This window comes from Mucilaginibacter sp. P4_A11, assembly GCF_056402535.1.
On the sequence record NZ_JBFUHE010000015.1, the window covers coordinates 173,243 to 192,657 of the forward strand.

General features: G+C 43.2%; 16 protein-coding genes and 1 tRNA gene. 6 read left to right on the forward strand and 11 right to left on the reverse strand.

Annotated features, from left to right (window positions below; all coding sequences use genetic code 11):
- Positions 1-126: 126 nt before the first annotated feature.
- The 3 genes from AC1DUD_RS24810 to AC1DUD_RS24820 all read right to left on the reverse strand — a co-directional run bounded on the left by AC1DUD_RS24810 (position 127) and on the right by AC1DUD_RS24820 (position 2,601).
- Positions 127-1,323, reverse strand: a complete 1,197-nt coding sequence (locus AC1DUD_RS24810; RefSeq protein WP_477379462.1) for a FecR family protein — start codon at positions 1,321-1,323, stop codon at positions 127-129.
- A gap of 98 nt (positions 1,324-1,421) precedes the next feature.
- Positions 1,422-2,024 carry an RNA polymerase sigma factor gene (locus tag AC1DUD_RS24815; RefSeq protein ID WP_477379464.1) on the reverse strand — a complete coding sequence of 201 codons (603 nt, stop codon included), beginning with the start codon at positions 2,022-2,024 and terminating at the stop codon, positions 1,422-1,424.
- 503 nt (positions 2,025-2,527) lie between these two features.
- Positions 2,528-2,601: transfer RNA gene (locus AC1DUD_RS24820), tRNA-His, on the reverse strand.
- A 117-nt stretch (positions 2,602-2,718) separates the two neighbouring features.
- Here AC1DUD_RS24820 and AC1DUD_RS24825 point away from each other — a divergent pair.
- Together AC1DUD_RS24825 and rnhA are read left to right on the forward strand one after the other, a co-directional pair.
- Complete coding sequence (locus tag AC1DUD_RS24825) at positions 2,719-4,815, forward strand: heavy metal translocating P-type ATPase (protein WP_477379466.1); 2,097 nt, start codon at positions 2,719-2,721, stop codon at positions 4,813-4,815.
- Positions 4,816-4,918: 103 nt separating this feature from the next.
- Complete coding sequence (gene rnhA / locus AC1DUD_RS24830) at positions 4,919-5,389, forward strand: ribonuclease HI (protein ID WP_330862677.1); 471 nt, start codon at positions 4,919-4,921, stop codon at positions 5,387-5,389.
- Positions 5,390-5,427: 38 nt separating this feature from the next.
- On the opposite strand, the gene AC1DUD_RS24835 is transcribed toward rnhA, so the two are convergent.
- From AC1DUD_RS24835 to AC1DUD_RS24860, 6 genes are all read right to left on the reverse strand, one after another.
- Positions 5,428-5,919: a metallophosphoesterase family protein gene (locus tag AC1DUD_RS24835; RefSeq protein ID WP_477379468.1), complete on the reverse strand. Its 492-nt coding sequence runs from the start codon at positions 5,917-5,919 to the stop codon at positions 5,428-5,430.
- A 57-nt stretch (positions 5,920-5,976) separates the two neighbouring features.
- The gene (locus AC1DUD_RS24840; protein WP_477379470.1) at positions 5,977-6,681 is read right to left on the reverse strand and encodes a tRNA1(Val) (adenine(37)-N6)-methyltransferase; all 705 of its coding nucleotides are present in this window, start codon (positions 6,679-6,681) and stop codon (positions 5,977-5,979) included.
- Positions 6,682-7,404: 723 nt separating this feature from the next.
- Positions 7,405-7,794, reverse strand: coding sequence for an SMU1112c/YaeR family gloxylase I-like metalloprotein (gene gloA2 / locus AC1DUD_RS24845; protein ID WP_477379472.1), 390 nt, complete (start codon positions 7,792-7,794; stop codon positions 7,405-7,407).
- A complete protein-coding gene (gene purL / locus AC1DUD_RS24850; RefSeq protein ID WP_477379474.1) occupies positions 7,794-10,016 on the reverse strand; it encodes a phosphoribosylformylglycinamidine synthase subunit PurL in 2,223 nt (740 codons plus the stop codon). Before purL ends, gloA2 begins: the two co-directional genes overlap by 1 nt.
- Before the next feature lie 1,238 nt (positions 10,017-11,254).
- On the reverse strand, positions 11,255-11,737 hold the full coding sequence (locus tag AC1DUD_RS24855; protein WP_477379476.1) for an SgcJ/EcaC family oxidoreductase: 483 nt from the start codon (positions 11,735-11,737) through the stop codon (positions 11,255-11,257).
- Between the two features lie 149 nt (positions 11,738-11,886).
- A complete protein-coding gene (locus AC1DUD_RS24860) occupies positions 11,887-13,194 on the reverse strand; it encodes a serine hydrolase domain-containing protein (protein WP_477379478.1) in 1,308 nt (435 codons plus the stop codon).
- 475 nt (positions 13,195-13,669) lie between these two features.
- On the opposite strand from AC1DUD_RS24860, the gene bla reads away from it, so the two are divergent.
- Positions 13,670-14,536: a subclass B3 metallo-beta-lactamase gene (gene bla / locus AC1DUD_RS24865; protein ID WP_477379480.1), complete on the forward strand. Its 867-nt coding sequence runs from the start codon at positions 13,670-13,672 to the stop codon at positions 14,534-14,536.
- Between the two features lie 193 nt (positions 14,537-14,729).
- On the opposite strand, the gene AC1DUD_RS24870 is transcribed toward bla, so the two are convergent.
- Entirely contained in the window at positions 14,730-15,794 is a 1,065-nt protein-coding gene (locus AC1DUD_RS24870) for a cobalamin-independent methionine synthase II family protein (protein ID WP_477379482.1), read from the reverse strand.
- 219 nt (positions 15,795-16,013) lie between these two features.
- Between AC1DUD_RS24870 and AC1DUD_RS24875 the strand changes: the two genes are divergently transcribed.
- From AC1DUD_RS24875 to AC1DUD_RS24885, 3 genes are all read left to right on the forward strand, one after another.
- The gene (locus tag AC1DUD_RS24875; RefSeq protein WP_477379484.1) at positions 16,014-16,496 is read left to right on the forward strand and encodes a YybH family protein; all 483 of its coding nucleotides are present in this window, start codon (positions 16,014-16,016) and stop codon (positions 16,494-16,496) included.
- Positions 16,497-16,593: 97 nt separating this feature from the next.
- Positions 16,594-17,001, forward strand: coding sequence for a hypothetical protein (locus tag AC1DUD_RS24880; RefSeq protein ID WP_477379486.1), 408 nt, complete (start codon positions 16,594-16,596; stop codon positions 16,999-17,001).
- A gap of 215 nt (positions 17,002-17,216) precedes the next feature.
- Complete coding sequence (locus AC1DUD_RS24885; protein WP_477379488.1) at positions 17,217-18,260, forward strand: hypothetical protein; 1,044 nt, start codon at positions 17,217-17,219, stop codon at positions 18,258-18,260.
- A 117-nt stretch (positions 18,261-18,377) separates the two neighbouring features.
- Here the strand turns inward: AC1DUD_RS24885 and AC1DUD_RS24890 are convergent, their stop codons facing one another.
- Positions 18,378-19,214, reverse strand: coding sequence for an energy transducer TonB (locus AC1DUD_RS24890; RefSeq protein ID WP_477379490.1), 837 nt, complete (start codon positions 19,212-19,214; stop codon positions 18,378-18,380).
- Between the last annotated feature and the right edge of the window lie 201 nt (positions 19,215-19,415).

Here is a 19,415-nt window from a genome sequence, read left to right on the forward strand (position 1 = left end):
TGAAATGTTTGGGTTTAATTGGTTTATCGTTGTGGATCAATAATATATCGGTTATAAACTCAAACATCAGCCGGGGGTGTTCGCTGCACTTCCGGTTTCGTTTTTAAGTTTATACCATGAGTAAATTTATGGCATAACTATAACCCTCCTCTCAATAATTTTAAAGTGTACTAATCCTGTTAATTCAAGCGCGTTTAAAACTTCAGTTATGTTTTCAGAACGTGGTACAGTCCCTACAAAGCCCTCATTTGTAATATTGCCCTGGTATTGTACACTTACATTGTACCAGCGGGCCACTTTACGCATAATAGTTTCTATGTTTTCGTGCGAGAAGTTGAAATTTCCGTTCTTCCATTCCACAGCTTGCATTGCATTTACTTTAGCCACCTCTATTTCTCCATTCACACGGGCCTGCTCGCCGGGCACAATAAGTTTTTGTTCTTTTCCTGAGGTGATTTTTACTGAACCTTCAAGCAAGGTGGTATTAGTAGATTTCTCGTCTGCATAGCCCATAATATTGAAATGTGTACCCAATACCTCTACTACAGAATGATTAATAGCAACCTTAAACGGCATAGCCTTATTTTTTGCTACTTCGAAATAACCCTCTCCGGATAATTCAACATTCCGTTCTTTGCCGGTAAAGACAACAGGAAACTTAAGCGAAGAAGCTGCATTTAACCAAACCCTCGTACCATCAGGCAAAACAACCTGGTATTGGCCGCCATTAGGTGTGGAAATCGTATTATATTCCGGTTGCCCCCCACTTGCAGCCTCCCCTTTTTTTCCAGACGCATTATATACCAACTTGCCGTCGGCAGTCTTATCCACTGTAATATTAGCCTGGCTAACCAAAACTCCATTTTTAGCCTTTGTCAATATAATTTTAGAACCATTGGCAAGTGTTAGTACCGCATTATTACCACCAGGGGATATTTTATTGAAATAGGTTGCATTTTTTGTATTTAGTTGTTTATCGGATGTCTTCCTGATATATATCCCGATAGTGATAAACAATAGTATCGCAGAAGCCATAGCAAGCACCCTTTTTAAAGAGAACCTTCTAATCCTGACAGGGTTATATTGACTGCCTTCAGTATCCATGGCGTCCAGTTTTGCTTCTATTTCCCTCAAAAGCCCCGGATGTTGTACAGGCTTATGATCTGGAAAGTCCTTAAAAAACTGGCCATACTCGTCTAATACAGCCTCGATCTCTTCCTCAGGGAGTGATTCAAGCCATTTAATAAAAAGCTTGTGTTCTTCTTCGGTATGCTGGTTCTCAGAAAAATTTTCAAGAAAGTTGCGGCGTGTTCTTTCGTCCATATGTGTATAAGACGAACAGGAAGGAACAAAGGAGTACGCTAAAGAAAATATTTTTTATTTTCTTTAGTTTTTCTTCGAGCGACAGGAAACTTAAATGATCAGGCTGAATATAACAGGCTCCAAAAACCAATTAAGAATAATGCTATGGTCAATTCGCTGTGATTATGTATATATTTTCTGACGAAATCCATGCCGCTGTATAGCTGTTTTTTTACAGTGCCTTTGGAGATGGATAATTTTATAGCAATTTCATCCAAAGAAAGATCGTATTTGGTTCGTAATTCCACAATTTGCCTTCTTTTTTCGGGGAGCAGATTAATTGCCTCCTGAGCTATCAGATGGTAATCTTTAAAATTAATATGATCATCTGATCGTTCCTGGCTTTCTTCGGATTCTGGTTGAACTATAGCCAGTATTTTGGCTTCGGCTCTGTTTCTCCTGATATGATCCAATAACAGGTTCTTAGCAGAGCGATAAAGGTAAAATCGGAAAGAAGTAATATTTCCCAATGTTTCCCGGCGTTCCCATATTTTGATGAAAACACACTGCACAATCTCTTCGGTTAATTCTTTTGATTTGCAGATCAAATAAACATAACGATATAGATTATTACTGTTGCGGTTATACAATATAGTAAAGGCTTTTCTGCCGCCATGAGAGAATTGCCTTATTAATTCGCTCTCATCTAATTGTACTGACATCGCTTTTTTAATTATCTATGGGGGACTATTCTTCAATTATATTCAATTATAATTGTGTTAAAGAAGATACCCATTCTTTCTAAAAAGGGCTATCTATTCCACATTCATTATAATTAACTTATAACCGATAAGTGTGTAAATAACATTATAATTGGTATCCAAATGTAATAATTTATTTACCAAACACAATATACTTCCATGCCCCACATCGTAAGCTCGAAGCTTTATGAAAGGCAGCATCGTCCGACAGAAATGCTCCAGAGCGGGTTAATGTGATATGACGGGAGCCATTCATTGAAAGTCATATATCAGTTACCGGAAAATAAACTAAATGCCATTTTTGTGCTTGCCGATTCGATGTTTCCCGAAAAATTACTTTTGAAAATTTAAAACTCCAACCGCTAAAGTTAGGGACAACTTCCAGTTTGTACATCTGCCGGATAAGCAATTAAGAGGCAAAAAAAAGGGGCAAAAGATTTCTGAAAATCTTTTGCCCCGTGAAGGGTAAATGATGGGGCTCGAACCCACGACCCTCGGTACCACAAACCGATGCTCTAACCAACTGAGCTACATCTACCGTTTTGGAGAGTGCAAAAATAGAAAACTATTGGTTACTTGCAAACTCTTTTTTAAAATTACATTAAACTTACCTATTTAATTTAGAACGATTATTATTAATAGGTAGTTTTGTAAAATGGCTGAGCAATTAATTGAACTGAATGTGACTGGCATGCATTGTAATAATTGTGCCATGTCTGTCCATAAATTCCTCGAAAAAAAGGGCTTACATAATATCCTTGTTGATTTTGCCGGCGAAGAGGTAAAATTTTCGACCAGCGACGAGGCAAAAGTGCCCGAAGTAATAAAAGGTATAGAAAATTTAGGATTTAAAGTTGTTGATGACATTAACAGCCATTTGGTACCATTTTACGAACGGGTAGAGAACAAATTTATCTTCTGTGCTATCTTTACTGCGCCACTTTTACTGCACATGGTGCTGCCATGGCATTTCCTTCATCAGCCCATTGTTCAGCTGCTGTTATGCCTACCGGTTTTTGTTGTTGGGTGTTTGCATTTTGGCAAAAGTGCTATCAGCTCGCTTAAAGGTGGCATCCCTAATATGGATGTACTCATTTTTGTGGGCTCAACATCGGCATTTATATACAGCCTTATCGGCACAATACAAAATCTGGGAGCACAATATCAATTTTATGAAACCTGCGCCACCATCATTACCCTGGTGCTGTTGGGTAACGTATTTGAAAAACGTTCGGTAAGCCAAACTACCTCTGCGGTAAAAGATCTGATCAAATTCCAGGAAGTGAATGCCAACCGTGTAATAAACGGCAGCATTGAGGTGATCAATGCCAAAGATGTTCGTCCCGGCGATACGCTGTTGGTTAACCAGGGCGATAAAGTGCCGGTTGACGGCGAGATCCTTTCGGGCCAGGGTTCGGTTGATGAGGCCATGCTTACCGGCGAAAGTATTCCCGTTGAAAAACAAAAATATGACAAGGTTATTGGCGGTACGATACTGCTTAACGGCAATTTTAACATGCTGGCAACCCGTGTTGGCTCCAATACCATCCTTGCCCAAATCATTGACCTGATGAAGAAGGCCCAGGCAGCTAAACCACCAGTTCAAAAACTGGGCGATAAGGTTGCGGCTGTATTTGTGCCTGCGGTAATATTGATTGCCCTCATCACTTTTATGCTCACTTATTTTGTGGGCAGCGCCGGCTTACAGCATGCAATTATGAACGCCATTGCTGTTCTGGTAATATCATGCCCCTGCGCTATGGGCCTGGCTACGCCGACTGCCGTTATGGTTGGTTTGGGCAGGGCAGCAAAAAATGGGATCCTGGTAAAAGGCGGCGATACTATTGAAGCCGTTACCAATACTAAATATGTGGTATTTGATAAAACAGGCACCCTTACAACCGGCAAGTTTACCGTTAATGAGATCAGAATTGAAGAAGGTGCCGACATAGAGCATATCAGAGGAATTATCACCGCCATTGAGGAACGTTCCAATCACCCGATAGCCAAGTCGCTTGTAAACGGCTTAAAAGGACTACCTCAACAAAAGCTCATTTTAAAATCGGTTAAGGAAGAAAAAGGCTTGGGTATGCGGGCCGAAGATATTAATGGCAATAATTACTTTTTAGGTACGGCCAAAACAAACCACGAAGCTAATTTCAACATCGTATTATATAAAAACCAGGTACTGATGGCGCAAATTGCCGTTGATGACCAGATAAAGCCCGAGGCCCCGGCACTTATTAACCAGCTTAAAAAAATGGGCATTATCCCCGTATTATTAAGCGGTGATAAAAAGGACCGCTGCCTTAGTGTGGCCAACCAATTAGGTATTACCGAAATACATGCCGAAAGACTCCCCGATGAGAAGCTAAAAGTGATCGATATCTACAAGCAAAAGGGTAAAACTATTATGATAGGCGATGGCATTAACGATGCTCCTGCCTTAACCCATGCCGATGTTGGGATATCCATGAACGATGCCAGCCAGGTTGCTATCCAATCGGCCAGTGTGGTGTTGCTTAATACCGACCTGCAATCAGTCATCAAGTTTTTACAGATCAGCAAGCATACCCTGCTTACTATAAAACAAAACCTTTTCTGGGCATTTGCCTATAACATTATAGCCATTCCGGTAGCTGCCATGGGTTTCCTTAATCCTATGGTTGGCGCGCTTACCATGGCATTTTCGGATGTAGTGGTGATAGGAAATTCGTTGAGGTTGAAGATTAAAAAAGTCGATGGTCGATAGACCATAGTCCATAGTTTTTTTTGATTGGCGATCAATACTGCGTATGATTTAAAGTTTCTTACTTTTGCCATGGACTATCAACTATCGTCCATGGACTTAAAATATGATCGAGATTTTTACAGACGGGGCTTCAAGCGGTAATCCGGGACCGGGTGGTTATGGGGTGATATTACGTTCGGGACAACATTATAAAGAGCTATCCGAAGGGTTTCGCAAAACTACCAACAACCGCATGGAATTGCTGGCGGTTATAAAAGGTCTGGAAGCACTCAAAACTCCCAATCAGGATGTAATGATCTTTTCCGACTCCAAATATGTTATTGATGCTATCGAAAAACGCTGGGTTAATGGCTGGGTGGCAAAAGGCTTTGCAGGTAAAAAAAACAAAGACCTGTGGATGCGCTATTTGACGATAAGCAAACTGCATAAAATTAAATTCACCTGGGTGCGTGGTCATAACGGTCACCCTGAAAACGAGCGTTGCGACCAACTGGCAGTAGCAGCCGGCAAACGCCCTCCCCTGCTTATTGATTCTGTTTTTGAGGCAGAGAATGCTAAGGCAGGAATGGTGTAAGAACCATTCACCCAATCAACCTAATAAACCATTCACCACTACCCTGCCAGCTCAATAATCTGCAGATCCTGGATCTTATCACCATCGATATTAAACCTCAACAGGGTACGCACTTTATGCCAGCCCTGCTTGCCTGCTGCGCCGGGGTTCATGTGCAGGCAATTGATCTTTTTATCGAACATCACCTTTAAAATGTGCGAGTGCCCGGTGATAAATAACTTTGGCGGATTGCTATAAATTTCGCCTTTGATGTTTTGGCTGTACCTGCCGGGGTAGCCTCCGATGTGAGTCATCCATACATCTACATCCTCGCATTTAAAGCGTAAATGTTCGGGGTAAACTATACGCACGTCTTTATCGTCGATATTACCGTATACACCTCTTAATGGCTTAAATGCGGCAAGCTTATCGGCCAGTTCAATAGTGCCGAAATCACCGGCATGCCAGATCTCATCACAATTTTCAAAATGTTTAAATACGGCGTCGTCGAGGTAGCTATGGGTGTCGGAAATAAGGCCTATGCGGGTCATTGGGTAAAGATAGAATTAAAGAGTCAGGAATTAAGATTCAAGAATCAAGACGGAGCCTCAAAATATCGTCAGAAAATCCTTTAGCAACTCACGGTACATTTCCGTGTATACTTTTGGTTCGCTGTAAATAATAAACTTATGGGCAGTTAGCGGTTCATTGCTCATTCCAAAGGCAAGGATCTCCCTGTGCGCTGCATCATCCTTAAAAGAGTGTATGGTGATTATCTTTTTTAGGTAAAGTCCGTGCTGCTTAACCAGGTCTTTAACTAAACCTGCTGTGTCAATTGGTAATACTAACCAGCCAATCCCTTGTTGCGTAAGCTGTGTTGCAACGGTTGATATCAATCGCTCAAAGAAACCATCAGCAGCATGTTTGGCCAAATTGATCTTTGCTCCCGGCGATTGCAGGGAGTTAATATAAAACGGGGGATTAGATACGATAAGATCATACCTTTTATCAGGATGATCGAAAAAAAACAGTTCAAATCCTTTTGAGTAAAGCGTTAGCCTGCTGCTAAATGGCGAATTGCTGAAATTACTTTTCGCTGTCGCAGCCGCCTGTTCGTCGATTTCAACAGCGTCAATTTCGGCATTGGTAAACCGCTGGGCAAGCATCATGGCTATTACCCCTGTTCCGGTGCCAATATCCAGGATATTTGAAGGCGTATCTGCGCCGGCCACAGCGCCGAGCAAGACACCATCGGTATTGATTTTCATGGCACAGCCGGCTTGGTCAACGCTGAATTGTTTAAAACGGAACATGGGGGCGAAGTTATTATTTCGAGATGAAAACTTTCCGTCGATTGGGTATAAATTATATTACTGCTAAATAACTTACACCGTCGCCCTCTTGGCCGGGCGAGAGCCAGTTACTTTTTCCTTGATGAAAAAGTAACCAAAAAATCAAGACAAAAAAATGCTTCCCCTCGCAAGCCATACTCCCAGGCCCGCTTTTTTGTCAGGCCTTTGCCCGCTTTTGTTTTGGGATTAATAACAATAATATGTCATTGCCTTTAGATTAGCTTCAACAAAATAATAGGGGTTATTATTATTGTTGAAGCTAATCTAAAGGCAATGACATTGTTTTAAGTCTTGTCTCTTACCTCTTGATTTCTTGCATCTTTTCTTCCCCCGTCAGCAGGAAAGCTTCGGGCGAAAGCGGGCAGAACAATGGTGGCCTGTGCGGCTGCAAGGGCATAGCAAGTTTTTGCAGAAGCATTGGTAAAGTGTGGCTGGGCAAAATAATTGCAGCCCGTGGTTCTGCCCGGTTTGCAGGGCAAAGGCCCGAGCAATAGGCACAGGGGGTGGATGAGCGCAAAGAAGCCTCCCTGCTGACTTGATTTTTGGTTCTTTTTATCAAGAAAAAGAACAAAGCCAACCCGCGGCGATTGAGCGGGCGAATGATTGTTAATAACAACAAAAGTTATCTAAAAACGAAACAGACCTGTCCCGTGGGATGCCGAAATAAATTCGGCATGACGCAAATCAAACCTCATACAACTCCAGCGGCAAACCATCCGGATCTGCAAAAAAGGTGAAGCGTTTATCCGTGCATTCGTCTACACGAATCGGCTCTACATCCACACCAAACGAAGCTATATGTGCTACGGCTTCATCCAAATCATCAACCTCAAAAGCTAAATGACGCAGACCTGCAGCTTCTGGCCGGGATGGCCTTGCAGGCGGATCGGGAAAAGAAAAAAGCTCGATCTGGTAGAGGTCGCCCAATGCCAGATCAAGCTTGTATGATTGTCGTTGTTCGCGGTAAACTTCGCGGACTATTTTTAAACCGAGTACCTCGGTATAAAACTGTTTGGATCTTGCGTAATCCGAACAGATGATAGCTATATGATGTACCCTGTTTAGTTTTAACATTATTCTCCTAAAATACCGTGAAGGATGTTAGCATGAACCATTTTCAAATCGGTAACATGACCAAAGGCTTCTTCGTCTATAGTTAAAGCGCCGTTGGTTACCGTACCCAATAGGGTAAACTCAACTTCGCTGGTAGCCATTACCTCAACAAAACGCTCTTCTTCTTCAGGGGCAACACTTACCACTACCCTGCCCTGAGCTTCGCCAAACAGGAAAGCATCTTTACGGATGCTATCATCAGATGCGATATCAAAACCAAGACCGTTAGGCATTGATGACTCTAACAGGGCAATATATAAACCACCATCAGCAACGTCATGGGCCGATTCAATCACTCTGTGTTTGATCAGTTCCTTAACGGTTTGTTGCATATCGTACTCTTTGTCGATATCGAAAAACGGCGCAGGCGCTTTGGTGATTTTGTGCCATGAAGCAAGGTATTGTGATGAAGCGATGTCATTAACCGATTCGCCGATCAAATAGATCTGGTCGCCGGGCTGTTTAAAGTCGGCAGTCATGATGTTATCAACATCATCCATCACACCCAGCATACCAATAGTTGGCGTAGGGAACACCGAACCACCATCGGCCGACTGATTGTAGAAACTCACATTACCACCGGTAACAGGGGTTTCAAACTTGCGGCAGGCATCACCCATGCCTTTAATAGCGCTCACAAACTGCCAGTAAACTTCAGGAATGTAAGGGTTACCAAAGTTTAAGCAATTGGTAATAGCCACAGGCTCACCACCGGCGCAGGTAATGTTACGTGCAGCTTCGGCAACGGCAATGGCAGTACCTTTGTATGGGTCGGCATATACATAGCGCGAGTTACAGTCGGTAGTTAACACGATAGCTTTGTCAGTATCTTTAACGGCAACAACCGCAGCATCACATGAGCGGTTAGCTGTCATGGTTTGTACACCTACCATGCTATCGTACTGGTCGGTTACCCAACGTTTTGAAGCGATATTAGGATGACTAACCAGGTGCTCAGCAACCTCAACGAGGTTTGCAGGCTCGGCAACGTCATCGATATCAAATTTCTGGTTTTCGGCAAAGTAAGCAGGTTCTCGGTATTCGCGTTCGTAAACCGGGGCACCGCCGCCCAATACAAGATCAGCAGCAGGTACATCGGCCACTTTTTCGCCGTGCATAAAGTATTCTAAACGCTGGGTATCGGTAACTTCACCAATGATAGCGCAGTTCAGATCCCATTTATCAAAAATGGCTTCAACTTCTTTTTCGCGGCCTTTGTGAACCACGATCAGCATCCGCTCCTGTGATTCAGAAAGCAGGATCTCGTAAGGTTTCATGTTGTCCTGGCGGGTCGGTACTTTATCCAGGTCGATCCGCATACCGTGCTCACCTTTGGCGCTCATTTCTGAGTTCGAGCAGATGATACCGGCAGCGCCCATATCCTGCATACCAACAACAGCACCGGTTTTAATCACCTCAAGGGTAGCTTCCAGTAACAGTTTTTCCTGGAACGGGTCGCCTACCTGTACGGCAGGAAGGTCGTTCACCGAATCTTCAGTGATATCCTTAGAAGCAAAGGCGGCACCGTGGATCCCGTCTTTACCTGTAGCCGAACCAACTATATAAACCGGGTTGCCCACGCCGTATGATGTAGCCGAAACGGTTTCGCCGGCCTTAACAATACCGGCCGACATAGCGTTAACCAGCGGGTTAACATTATAGCAATCGTCAAAAAACAATTCCCCGCCTACGGTTGGGATGCCGAAAGCATTGCCATAGTGACTAATACCTTTAACCACACCTTTAACTAACCATTTGGTTTTATCGAGTGTTAAATCGCCAAAACGCAGGGAGTTAAGCTGCGCGATAGGCCTTGCGCCCATGGTAAATATATCGCGGTTGATACCGCCCACGCCTGTAGCAGCACCCTGATATGGTTCAAGGGCCGAAGGGTGATTGTGCGATTCGATCTTAAAGGCGCAGCCGATGCCGTCGCCAAGGTCAACCAGACCGGCATTTTCTTCACCTGCCTTAGCCAGCATCCGCGGACTATCCTTAGGTAAAGTTTTAAGCCAGGTAATTGAATTTTTGTATGAGCAGTGTTCGCTCCACATAACCGAGAAAATAGAAAGCTCGGTAAAGTTGGGCACACGCCCTAATATTTCATTTATACGTACAAATTCTTCGGGTAAAAGGCCCAGATCTTTAGCGGTTTCAACGGTAGTTAATTCCTGGTGCTCCAATGTAATATTGTTTTATTTGAAAGGATGCGCAAAAGTATGATTTTTTGAGGGAAAGGTGAAAGGGAGTTTAAGGTTTAGGTTAAAGGTAAAAGCTGAAAGGCGAAAGGTACAGGTAGACGGTTCCATAAGTTAAGGCATTTTGTAACAAAGCGGCTGTCCCAATTTTTTGATTCCCGAAAAAAAATAAAAAAATCTCCGGTGTCCTTTTTTAAAAAATGAGCGTGTTCCAAATTTTGAATGTAAAAACGCGGAACACCATTTTTATGAAACACCTTGATAATCAAATAATTGACTTTTTACTTGAAACATAGTTAAATAACTAATAATCAGAATTTAAAACTTTTGAGGGTAAAATATCAGCGTTAAAACGCAGATTTATTGCTGTCATCCATTTCCCCTATTTTTTATATTTTTTTTAAAATTTTCTTAAATCTGTATTTCAGGCTCAAGGAGTACTGGCAAAATAGTGACACCATTATTATGGTTTAAAATCATTAAATTAAGGTCTTAAACTTTTCTTTTGCTGGCGCGAGTATGCAGGGCGGAACTGTGTTGTGGGGTACTCGTGACATTCTAAATCAGATATTGGCTGTATAACCTTGATAACAAAGTCACGAGTACGCAACGCTTTTGCCAACGCTGCATACTCGCGCCAGCTGGGGCGTTTTTTATGTTTTTTTGAGATTTATCGAAATTAGCACTTCATGCTTGAGGGGTACTGGCAAAATAGTGACACCATTAGTAGGACTTAAACTATTAAACTTGTTCTACCGGCTGCTTTTACTGGCTTATACTTTGCATGTGGGCCACAAGACACAGCCTTGCGGCAGCGTCTTTGATTTTTACTACCGCAAAGCTGTGCCTTGTGGTAAATCTGCTTGAATTTGCTTGCGATACATAGCTGATGCCGTTATGACCAAATTCATGAGTAATTTGACAGCAAAAAACTTTGAAAACATTAATAAGCGGGAGTGTAATTGCGGCGGTATTAGTGAGGAAACGTATGTTATAGAGATAAGCCCCGACGGGCAGTCCGGCAACAGAAAGATTTTTTATGTTCCGGTAGTTAGTAATTGTCTGGTCAACTCGCCATGCGCGATTATTGGCACCATTACTGGTTTCTTTTCAAAACTGAAGCAAAATAAGTTGCACGGTCAACTCAGCGCTGTCCGATACCGTAGGCCTATTCACTCACAGCCAGAAGGCTGCGCCTTTTGGCCCGCTTTTAGGACGAGACGCTATTTTATACCTTTCTCCAATTTAGCATTCTGCCCGGCCAGGATCTTCCAAACGCCATCACGTTTCACCAGCACAATCATCCTCCTAAACTCAAACGTTTCGCCAGGATAGCGTTCATCGCCGTCCAAGCCGGTTCGTACATGTGAAATAGCGAGATTGGGATAGGGATAACTAATATCTTCAACCGCGCGGGTATAATAATGCGTGGATTTAAAATAGGTAGTATGCACCTGCCGGTAATGAAACTGAATATCATCCCTCCCCTTGTAGTATGCGCCAAACCAGTTTACCCAGGTGGCATCAACGGTGTAATTATCGGCCAGGCCTTTAGGATCGTGCCGGTTCCAGGCATCTTCATAATTTTTGACAAGTTGCTTTATTGCCCCGTTTTCTTTTGCGGTATCTATTTGCTGACTATGGGCCTTAAAGCCAAGCAGCAAGCATAAGCTAACTACTATGAATTTATAACTATTGATTTTCATATAAAAACTCGATTAAAAGCTGATTAAAAAAACGTCATTGCGAGGTACGAAGCAATCCCCTACTTACAGAGCGGCTAAGACAGTCCCCCTGTACAGTTCGCGATTGCTTCGTACCTCGCAATGACGTGGTGGAGAGAGGCTTCCTTTAACTATTTCAAAAACAAATCCTCCGTAGCCCAGGTTGGATTTTTAGCGAAAGCTTTCCAGAAGATCTGATCCAGGTTAGAATCGAAATTCACTTTAAAACTGCGCGTGTTGGTGAGGAACACAAAATTAAACCCGTTATCCAAACGGGCCTGCTCTGTGGCTGTACCCGGCAGACTTCCCTGGTGAAAATAATTATTGCCGGCAATGGCCCATCCGCAGCCATAAGCTGCATTGGCTGTTGAACCTGTGTACATGGTGGTTAAAGTGGCAGATGTAAGTATATCTGCACGTACCGGAAATTTATCTATATAAACCAGGAACCTGGCCAGATCGGCAGCGGTAGCTACCCAGCCTCCATGCGCGTCCATCCGCGTAATGTTATAGGCATAAGGGTTTTCGCCCGACTGGCCATAGTAGGTAACTTCTTTTGTCTGCTTCTCGGCCAGTGTGTTACCTCCAATAGTCATATCGGTAATCCCGATGGGCTTTAATACCAGTGTATTCACGGCATCTGCATAAGTCTGCCCGGTAATTTTTTCTATCACACGCCCTAATATGCAGTAGCCAAAATTGGAGTAGTCGTAATTGGTGCCCGGTACACGGTCGAGCGGACGGTTATCTAAAGTCCAGGTGATGAGTTGCGCAGTTGTCATTGTTGGGTTACTGAACATTGGGTCGTCTACCGAGTTGCCCCAGCCCCCGGATGTATGGTGCAGCAGTTCATCAACCGTAATATCGGTAATATGCAAACCGTATGTTTTAGTACCATAGGTTTTACCCAAAATAGCGCCATCGCCAAATACTTTGTCTGTCAGTTTTATCTTACCCTGCTCGAGCAGTTTCATAATGGCGACAGAGGTAAACTGTTTTGAACAGCTGGCCAAACGGTAGCGGTCGCTGATAACGGCTTTAGTACCTTTAGATTTATCGCTTACACCATAAGCTTTCAAGTAAACCAGCTTTTCGCCTTTGGTAATAGCCACAGATACCGCGGGAACATCATACGTAGTCATAAAGGTATTCACCTCATCATCTAAAGCGGCAACAGCAACTTTGCTGGGAGTGAGGGTATCGATCACGGTTCCTGTCCCGGTGCCCGTTCCCGTGCCTGTTCCGGTACCAGTGCCCGTTCCTGTACCGGTGCCTGTTCCCGTATGGGTTGTGTCCGTACCTGTGGTTGTTTTAGTTACAGATGGCGAGTCCTTTTTGCAGGCGGCAAAAAGTAACAAGCCAACAACGGCAGTTAGTCGGCTGATTTTTAACACATTCGGTTTAATGCGGAAAATTCCGGGTTGATAAGTTTTTTTCATAGGTAATTAATAGATATCAGGTTTAGAATTGATAACAATTTAATTGCACCAAACACCATCGTTCCTGGTTATAACACCGGTGCAATTACCTTACAAAAAAACGTTACCTATTAAAAAAACGCTTACGCGTATGTTGCAAATACTTTCGAGTTTGTTGCATTTGTACCATCGTACAATGCACATGCGGCACACTGGTGACTTAGACCATAGGCGTTAACTTCAGCGACTAAATAAAAGATTTAACTCCCCTCTCGAGAGGGGGCGCGGAGGAAAGAGTGGTAGCAGGGGTGTGTTTCTGTAAGCGATAAGCAAAGCGAAGGAACACACCCCTCCGCCCCTCTCAAGAGGGGAATCGCACAATCCCGTGTTTTTTCCTTAAGTTAACGACTCTGGAGGGCCAACGAAAGGAAATATTATTTCAACATAGCCCTTGAAAAAATAAAATGATTTCTTTGCCCTTTAAAAGATTACCAAAATGAAACGAACGCTTTTCTTGTTATTTTTCCTGTGCAGCATTTTAATTGTTCAGGCACAAAAGGTGCTGGAGCCATCGGCCGAAAAGCATCCGGAATGGACACGGCCATTTCCACCTTTTCAAATCGCGGGCAATCTTTATTATGTAGGCACCGCCGATCTGGCCTGTTATCTCATCGTAACTCCTGGGGGTAATATCCTGATCAATACCGGGCTTGCATCCTCCGAACCACAAATAAAAGCCAATATCAAGGCTTTGGGTTTCAAGATCTCGGACACGAAAATTCTCTTAACAACCCAGGCCCACTTTGATCATCTGGGTGCTATGGCAGCCATCAAGAAGATAACTAAAGCCAAAATGATGGTTGACGAAGGTGATGCAGCTGTAGTAGCCGGCGGAGGACTTTCCGATTACGATCTTAAAGGAGATGTGTGCACCTTCACGCCTGTAAAAGTTGACCGTATTTTACACAATGGCGATAGTATTAAGCTGGGGAACATGAAGCTCACCATACTTCACCACCCGGGCCACACAAAAGGTTCCTGTAGCTATTTGTTTGATGTAAAAGACGATAAACAAAGCTACAGAGTCTTGATCGCCAATATGCCTACTATTGTTACCGATAAAAAGTTTTCAGATATACCCTCTTATCCTGGTATTGCTAAGGATTACGCTTATACATTAAAAGCAATGAAGAACTTAAAATTTGATATCTGGTTAGCCTCCCATGGTACCCAATTTGACCTGATCAGCAAACACAAACCAGGCGATCCTTATAATCCGGCAGTTTTTGCTGATAAGAAGAATTATTACGATCAGGTTGATGAATTGCAAGCTGAATATGATAAAAAAATAGCAGCAGAATAGTTTACTGGTCGAAGTTTAGCGATAGCGTAACATCGTCCTAAAATGAGTTAAGCTTTCAGCTTAACTCATTTTAGGACGAATAAAATATCAATTAAGCTTCGCAAGCAGGATGCTTGCAGGGTTTTAGGTCCAAGTTACGCTGTCGCTAAACTTGAACCAGTATTAGCTAAACTTGAATCAGTGTTAAATTTCTTTACCTCCCCAGCACCTTCTCCGCCAGCTTAGTGCCCTCTACCCTTGCGCGGATCTTCGCGAAAGCAATTTCCCTCGCGGTTGAAGTATCATCACCAAAGGGTGAAAAACCGCAATCGTCGGTAGTGCCGAGCTGCTGAACGGGGATGATCTGTGCGGCTTCGAGGATCAGGTCACTTACCTCTTCGGCGGTTTCTACTTTGGGGTTAATAACATCGGTAACACCCAAAAACACCCGCTGACCTGCGCCGAGGTTTTCCTTGATGGCGTTGAGTACCGTTTTCTTATCTTTTTCGGCGGCATATTCCAGGTAAAAATTACCGGCGTGGAGCTTAAACAACAGCGGGAGCAGCTCGGTGTAAGGAATGTCTGCGCTATGGGTAGAATCATGGTCGCCGCCGGGGCAGGTGTGTACGCCTATTTTCTTTTGCTCTTCGGCTGTAAAGCGGTCGAGTACCTGGTTGTTGAGATCAATAAATGCCGACAGCAGTTGTTTGCTGGGATCTAACTTAATGGCGAGGCGGGCCTCGGTAAAATCAATTTGCACATTATACGCGCCGCTTTCAAGGCATGAGCGGATATCATAAGCCGCATCGTTCACCAGGTCGGCCAGGAACTGGTCGCGCGGGTAGCCATCGATACCCTCCTGCGGATAAAGCAAACTCATGGCCGAGCAGGAAATAACCGCCTGCTTCACCGGCAAATTAGCGTACTTTTTGGCGCGGTTAAGGTATGAGTTTGCAAAAGTGGTGTAATGAAATGGGCCTGCGGTTAGCTTTGGTAACTGACGGGTATGTCCGTCGGCAAAAGGGATCACCACACCATCGGCGGCAAAGTTTTTAAAGCCCTGCATCGGGTAGGTAACAAAGCTCGGTTTTGATTGCTCCCCATCACTAATTACGGGCGAGCCGGTGGCTTCCAGTTCCATGATGGTTTCGTGGGTAGCCTGGTCAAACAGGGCATCTAATTCGTTGGCTTTAATTTGTCCGCCGGCAAATGCGGTCATGGCTTGTTGTAGGTAAACCGGGCGCGGAATGCTGCCGATGGGTTCAGTTTGTATTTTCATAAATATAGGCTAAGATTGATTCATAAAGTTAATAACTTAAACTTATGGTAAAGTATTAAGGGATAATAAATTATGATAAATCAACACATATTATATTAGCATTAGTTCCAATCATCATCCCCAACCCGCATCTTGTCAACTTACAGGATGTGATCGTCAATTTCCAAAATCAACACGGTCAATATTCACTATTTTGTTGTCATTAAATCAACAAACGGTATGAAAACATTATGCTATTTCCTTTTCATTTTTTTGATATTAAATAGTTGCTGTTCATCGACGCAAAGCGATAACCTTGCCGCCGACAAAATCGCGCTTGAAAAAACCAAAGCCGCATTTACTGTTGCGTTTGCGCACGGCGATGTGAAAGCTTTAGTAGCGCTGCACCATCCTGATATTGTTAAATATTTTGGCGGCAACAATGTGGTTACCGGTCGCGCGGAATTGGCTAAAGGATTAACGGCCATGTTCCGTACTACCAAAATGGAATTAATCCAGAACCAGGTTGAAAGCACAGCCTTCAACGGAAGCACGATAATCGAAACCTGTATCTTCGCTTTCAGGAGCACTCCAATAAATGGCGGGAAGTCATCAATTGGCCGCGGAAGATCAATGACTGTTTTTGTTAGATACAAGGGTAGTCCTTATGGTTGGGTATCAATAAGGGAGATGGCCCAGGCTGCTCCGGAGGTTACCAGGTAGTTATCTTCATGCTATGTCCGTGCACCCGGTACTAAAGGCGTTGTAATAAATAAAAATCCTCTAATATTATTTATAATTGCAGCCTTTCCTTTCACAAATGAAAAAGCTGCTTTTTATTCCATTATTGCTGATCATGCTATCCTGTAATAGCAACTCAACTAATAACAAAAGAAACATCATAGCAAAAAATGATCCTGCCAAAAACATTGATAGGACAAAAAATAAGCAAACTGCAAATACAACTTCATCCAACGGCGACGTTTCAAAAGACATTATAGGCATCTGGGCTATTAACGGCGAGGAAAACCCGATATTCGAAATAAATAAGGATTCCATTTATTATCCCGAACATTCTGTATCCTATAAGTATAAAATCACAGGCGACAGCATCCGCATCAAATATGATTGGGGTGAACCGAGCTTTGCTTTTAAACTTAAAAACAAGGATAGCCTTATTATTGAAAGCATGGGCGGAGATACGGTATATCAACACCGTGTAAAGTAGTCACCCCTCCTGCTCCAATCCCCCCTTACATTCACGTAAAAACCGCAAAGCCAAAACGTGATTCAACGTATTGTTTTTCAATATTTTATATCGAATTTTAAGCTATCCTGACCGTAAAATTATCATTTTGACTGATCTACCTGCAAAGGTTAGGGTTTTGTGCACGCTTTACCGTGCCTCTATCATAATTCGTATAGTATTTGAGGGTGAAATACATGAAAACAAATGAGCATAGTTTCTGGCCGTTTAGTCCCAAGGTGAGCATCATTACCGCCATTGTTGTTTTATTGGCCTTGCTGCTCATTACCAGTTTGCTTCGTTCGTATACCGGCTGGCCTGCCGACTCATCCGGTAACACAGTATTGATCGGCATTTTTATACTAAGCTTATTACCTATTGTCCTTGCTATTCTCAACGTGGTTATTGAACGCGGGGGTACCATAGGCTATGGCGACCTCAAGATCGACTTTTCTAAAATAGAGCAATTATCAAATTCAGGCTTTACCGTACCTGCCAACATCGGGGTGCGGGGGCAATATGTTGCAGATAGCGGTACTTCCAATATCCTCGAAACGCTACGCGCCGCTACCGCTTCGGGCGTTGCGGTGATAGACCTGGAAGACGGTCACGCCTGGTGGGAAACCCGCCTGTTAGTTTTATTAGCTGGTGCCGACCGGCTTAAAAAGCCGGATAAAATTGTTTTTACAGCAACTATAGAAGCCAAACAGCAAATCTATTTAGGCTGGGCCCGCCCCGGCGACCTGCTGGAACAATTACTGAAAGAAGATCCACGGTATTCAAAAAGCTTTTATGCAGCCCGTGCGGCAGCCGCACAATGGGCACTGTTAGGTCCGCTAACCCCATTGCCTCCTACCAATTATTATACTATTCCACCGGCACCACCCTGGATGCAGGGTATGCTTGCCTTAAACCACAGTTGGATGGCATTTTCAACCATCACGGGTCTGCCTAACGAATTATTGACCGAGCAGCTTTTACAGCATGACCTTGGCGAAACTATTGAAAATAAGGCAGAAGCCAAGCACATCAACATTGTACACATCGATGAAGTATTCAGCCCGGTATTGATAAAAAAGCAGATCGATAAAAACTGGGGCAATCAGGAGCAAACAAATGCGCTGTTCGCTGCCGAGGAACCTTTTATTGCAATAACAGAAAATGCAAAATATTCGGCCATCGTTTCAACACAATCGCTGTACAATGAGGTACTAAGAGGGATGATGGATAATAAGAAATGAGAGATCTGATTATACTTCTACCTGAATAATATACAAAAAAGCCCCGCTTTCGCGGGGCCTGAACACAGTCAGCAACAATATAACACACATCATTAAAAACATAACACCAATTACTACCTATTCTTCTGTCGCTAACTGAAAGCTTATCGGGATGCTATACCTAACCCGTACGTTCTGTCCGTTTTGTACGCCTGGTTTCCAGGCTTTGGCTAATTTTAATACCCTCAGGGCTTCTTCATCAAAACCGTAGCCGGCAGGGCGGTCAACTTTAATATTTGAAAGCGTACCATCCTTTTCGATAATAAAGCTCATGAAAACTTTACCTGATACACCGGCATCTTGAGCAGCGGGTGGGAAACGCAGATTTTTCTGTAAAAATTTAGCCCATGCAGCAGCTCCGCCAAGTGGTTCGGGCATTACTTCAAGAGGATCACCAAGCGTATGAACACCATTATCCTCTGTTACGCCAGGCCCACCCGGCCCCTCTGGTTTAGTATCCAATACGTTAGTCGGAGGACCGTCACCCTTAATAGTTTCCGAACCAACCGCATTTTTATTAAGATCAGCAACCGTCGGAGGTTCGGTTGCCACATCCTGAGGCACAACGTGCGGCGTTGTATATTTAATGGTAGGAGTTGGCGCTGCTGCCTTAACAGGTTCGGCGGGTTGACTTTTTTGAGGCTCCACTACTTCGTCCTTTTTAGGTGGAGGTGGTAATATTTTAGTAAGGTCAACCTCGGTCATACCAACTGTAGTTTCATGCTTCGGCTTAGCTTTAAAAATAATACTTGCCGCCGATAAAAGCGCTACCGCTGCAAAAGCAATTCCCATAGATCGTGCCATGGTACGCCCATAGTTTTGTCTTAATTCATAAGCGCCGTAATTTTTATTACGACGGTCAAATACAAGGTCGAGCCACTCGGCATTGTACAAATCAAATTTGGTGATAAGCATATTTTCAGAATTAAATTTCTTTAATAACGAATATACATATATTATATTTTGTAAAAGGTAAAAATAATTCAAAATAATTTTGTCTATTTTTTCATTTAATTTTCATCATTACACAAAAACTACCTACTCTAAAAAATCATTAAAAAAATTTTCATAAACAATCTATTTTATTACCAATTAAATAAAATCGTTAATTAAAAC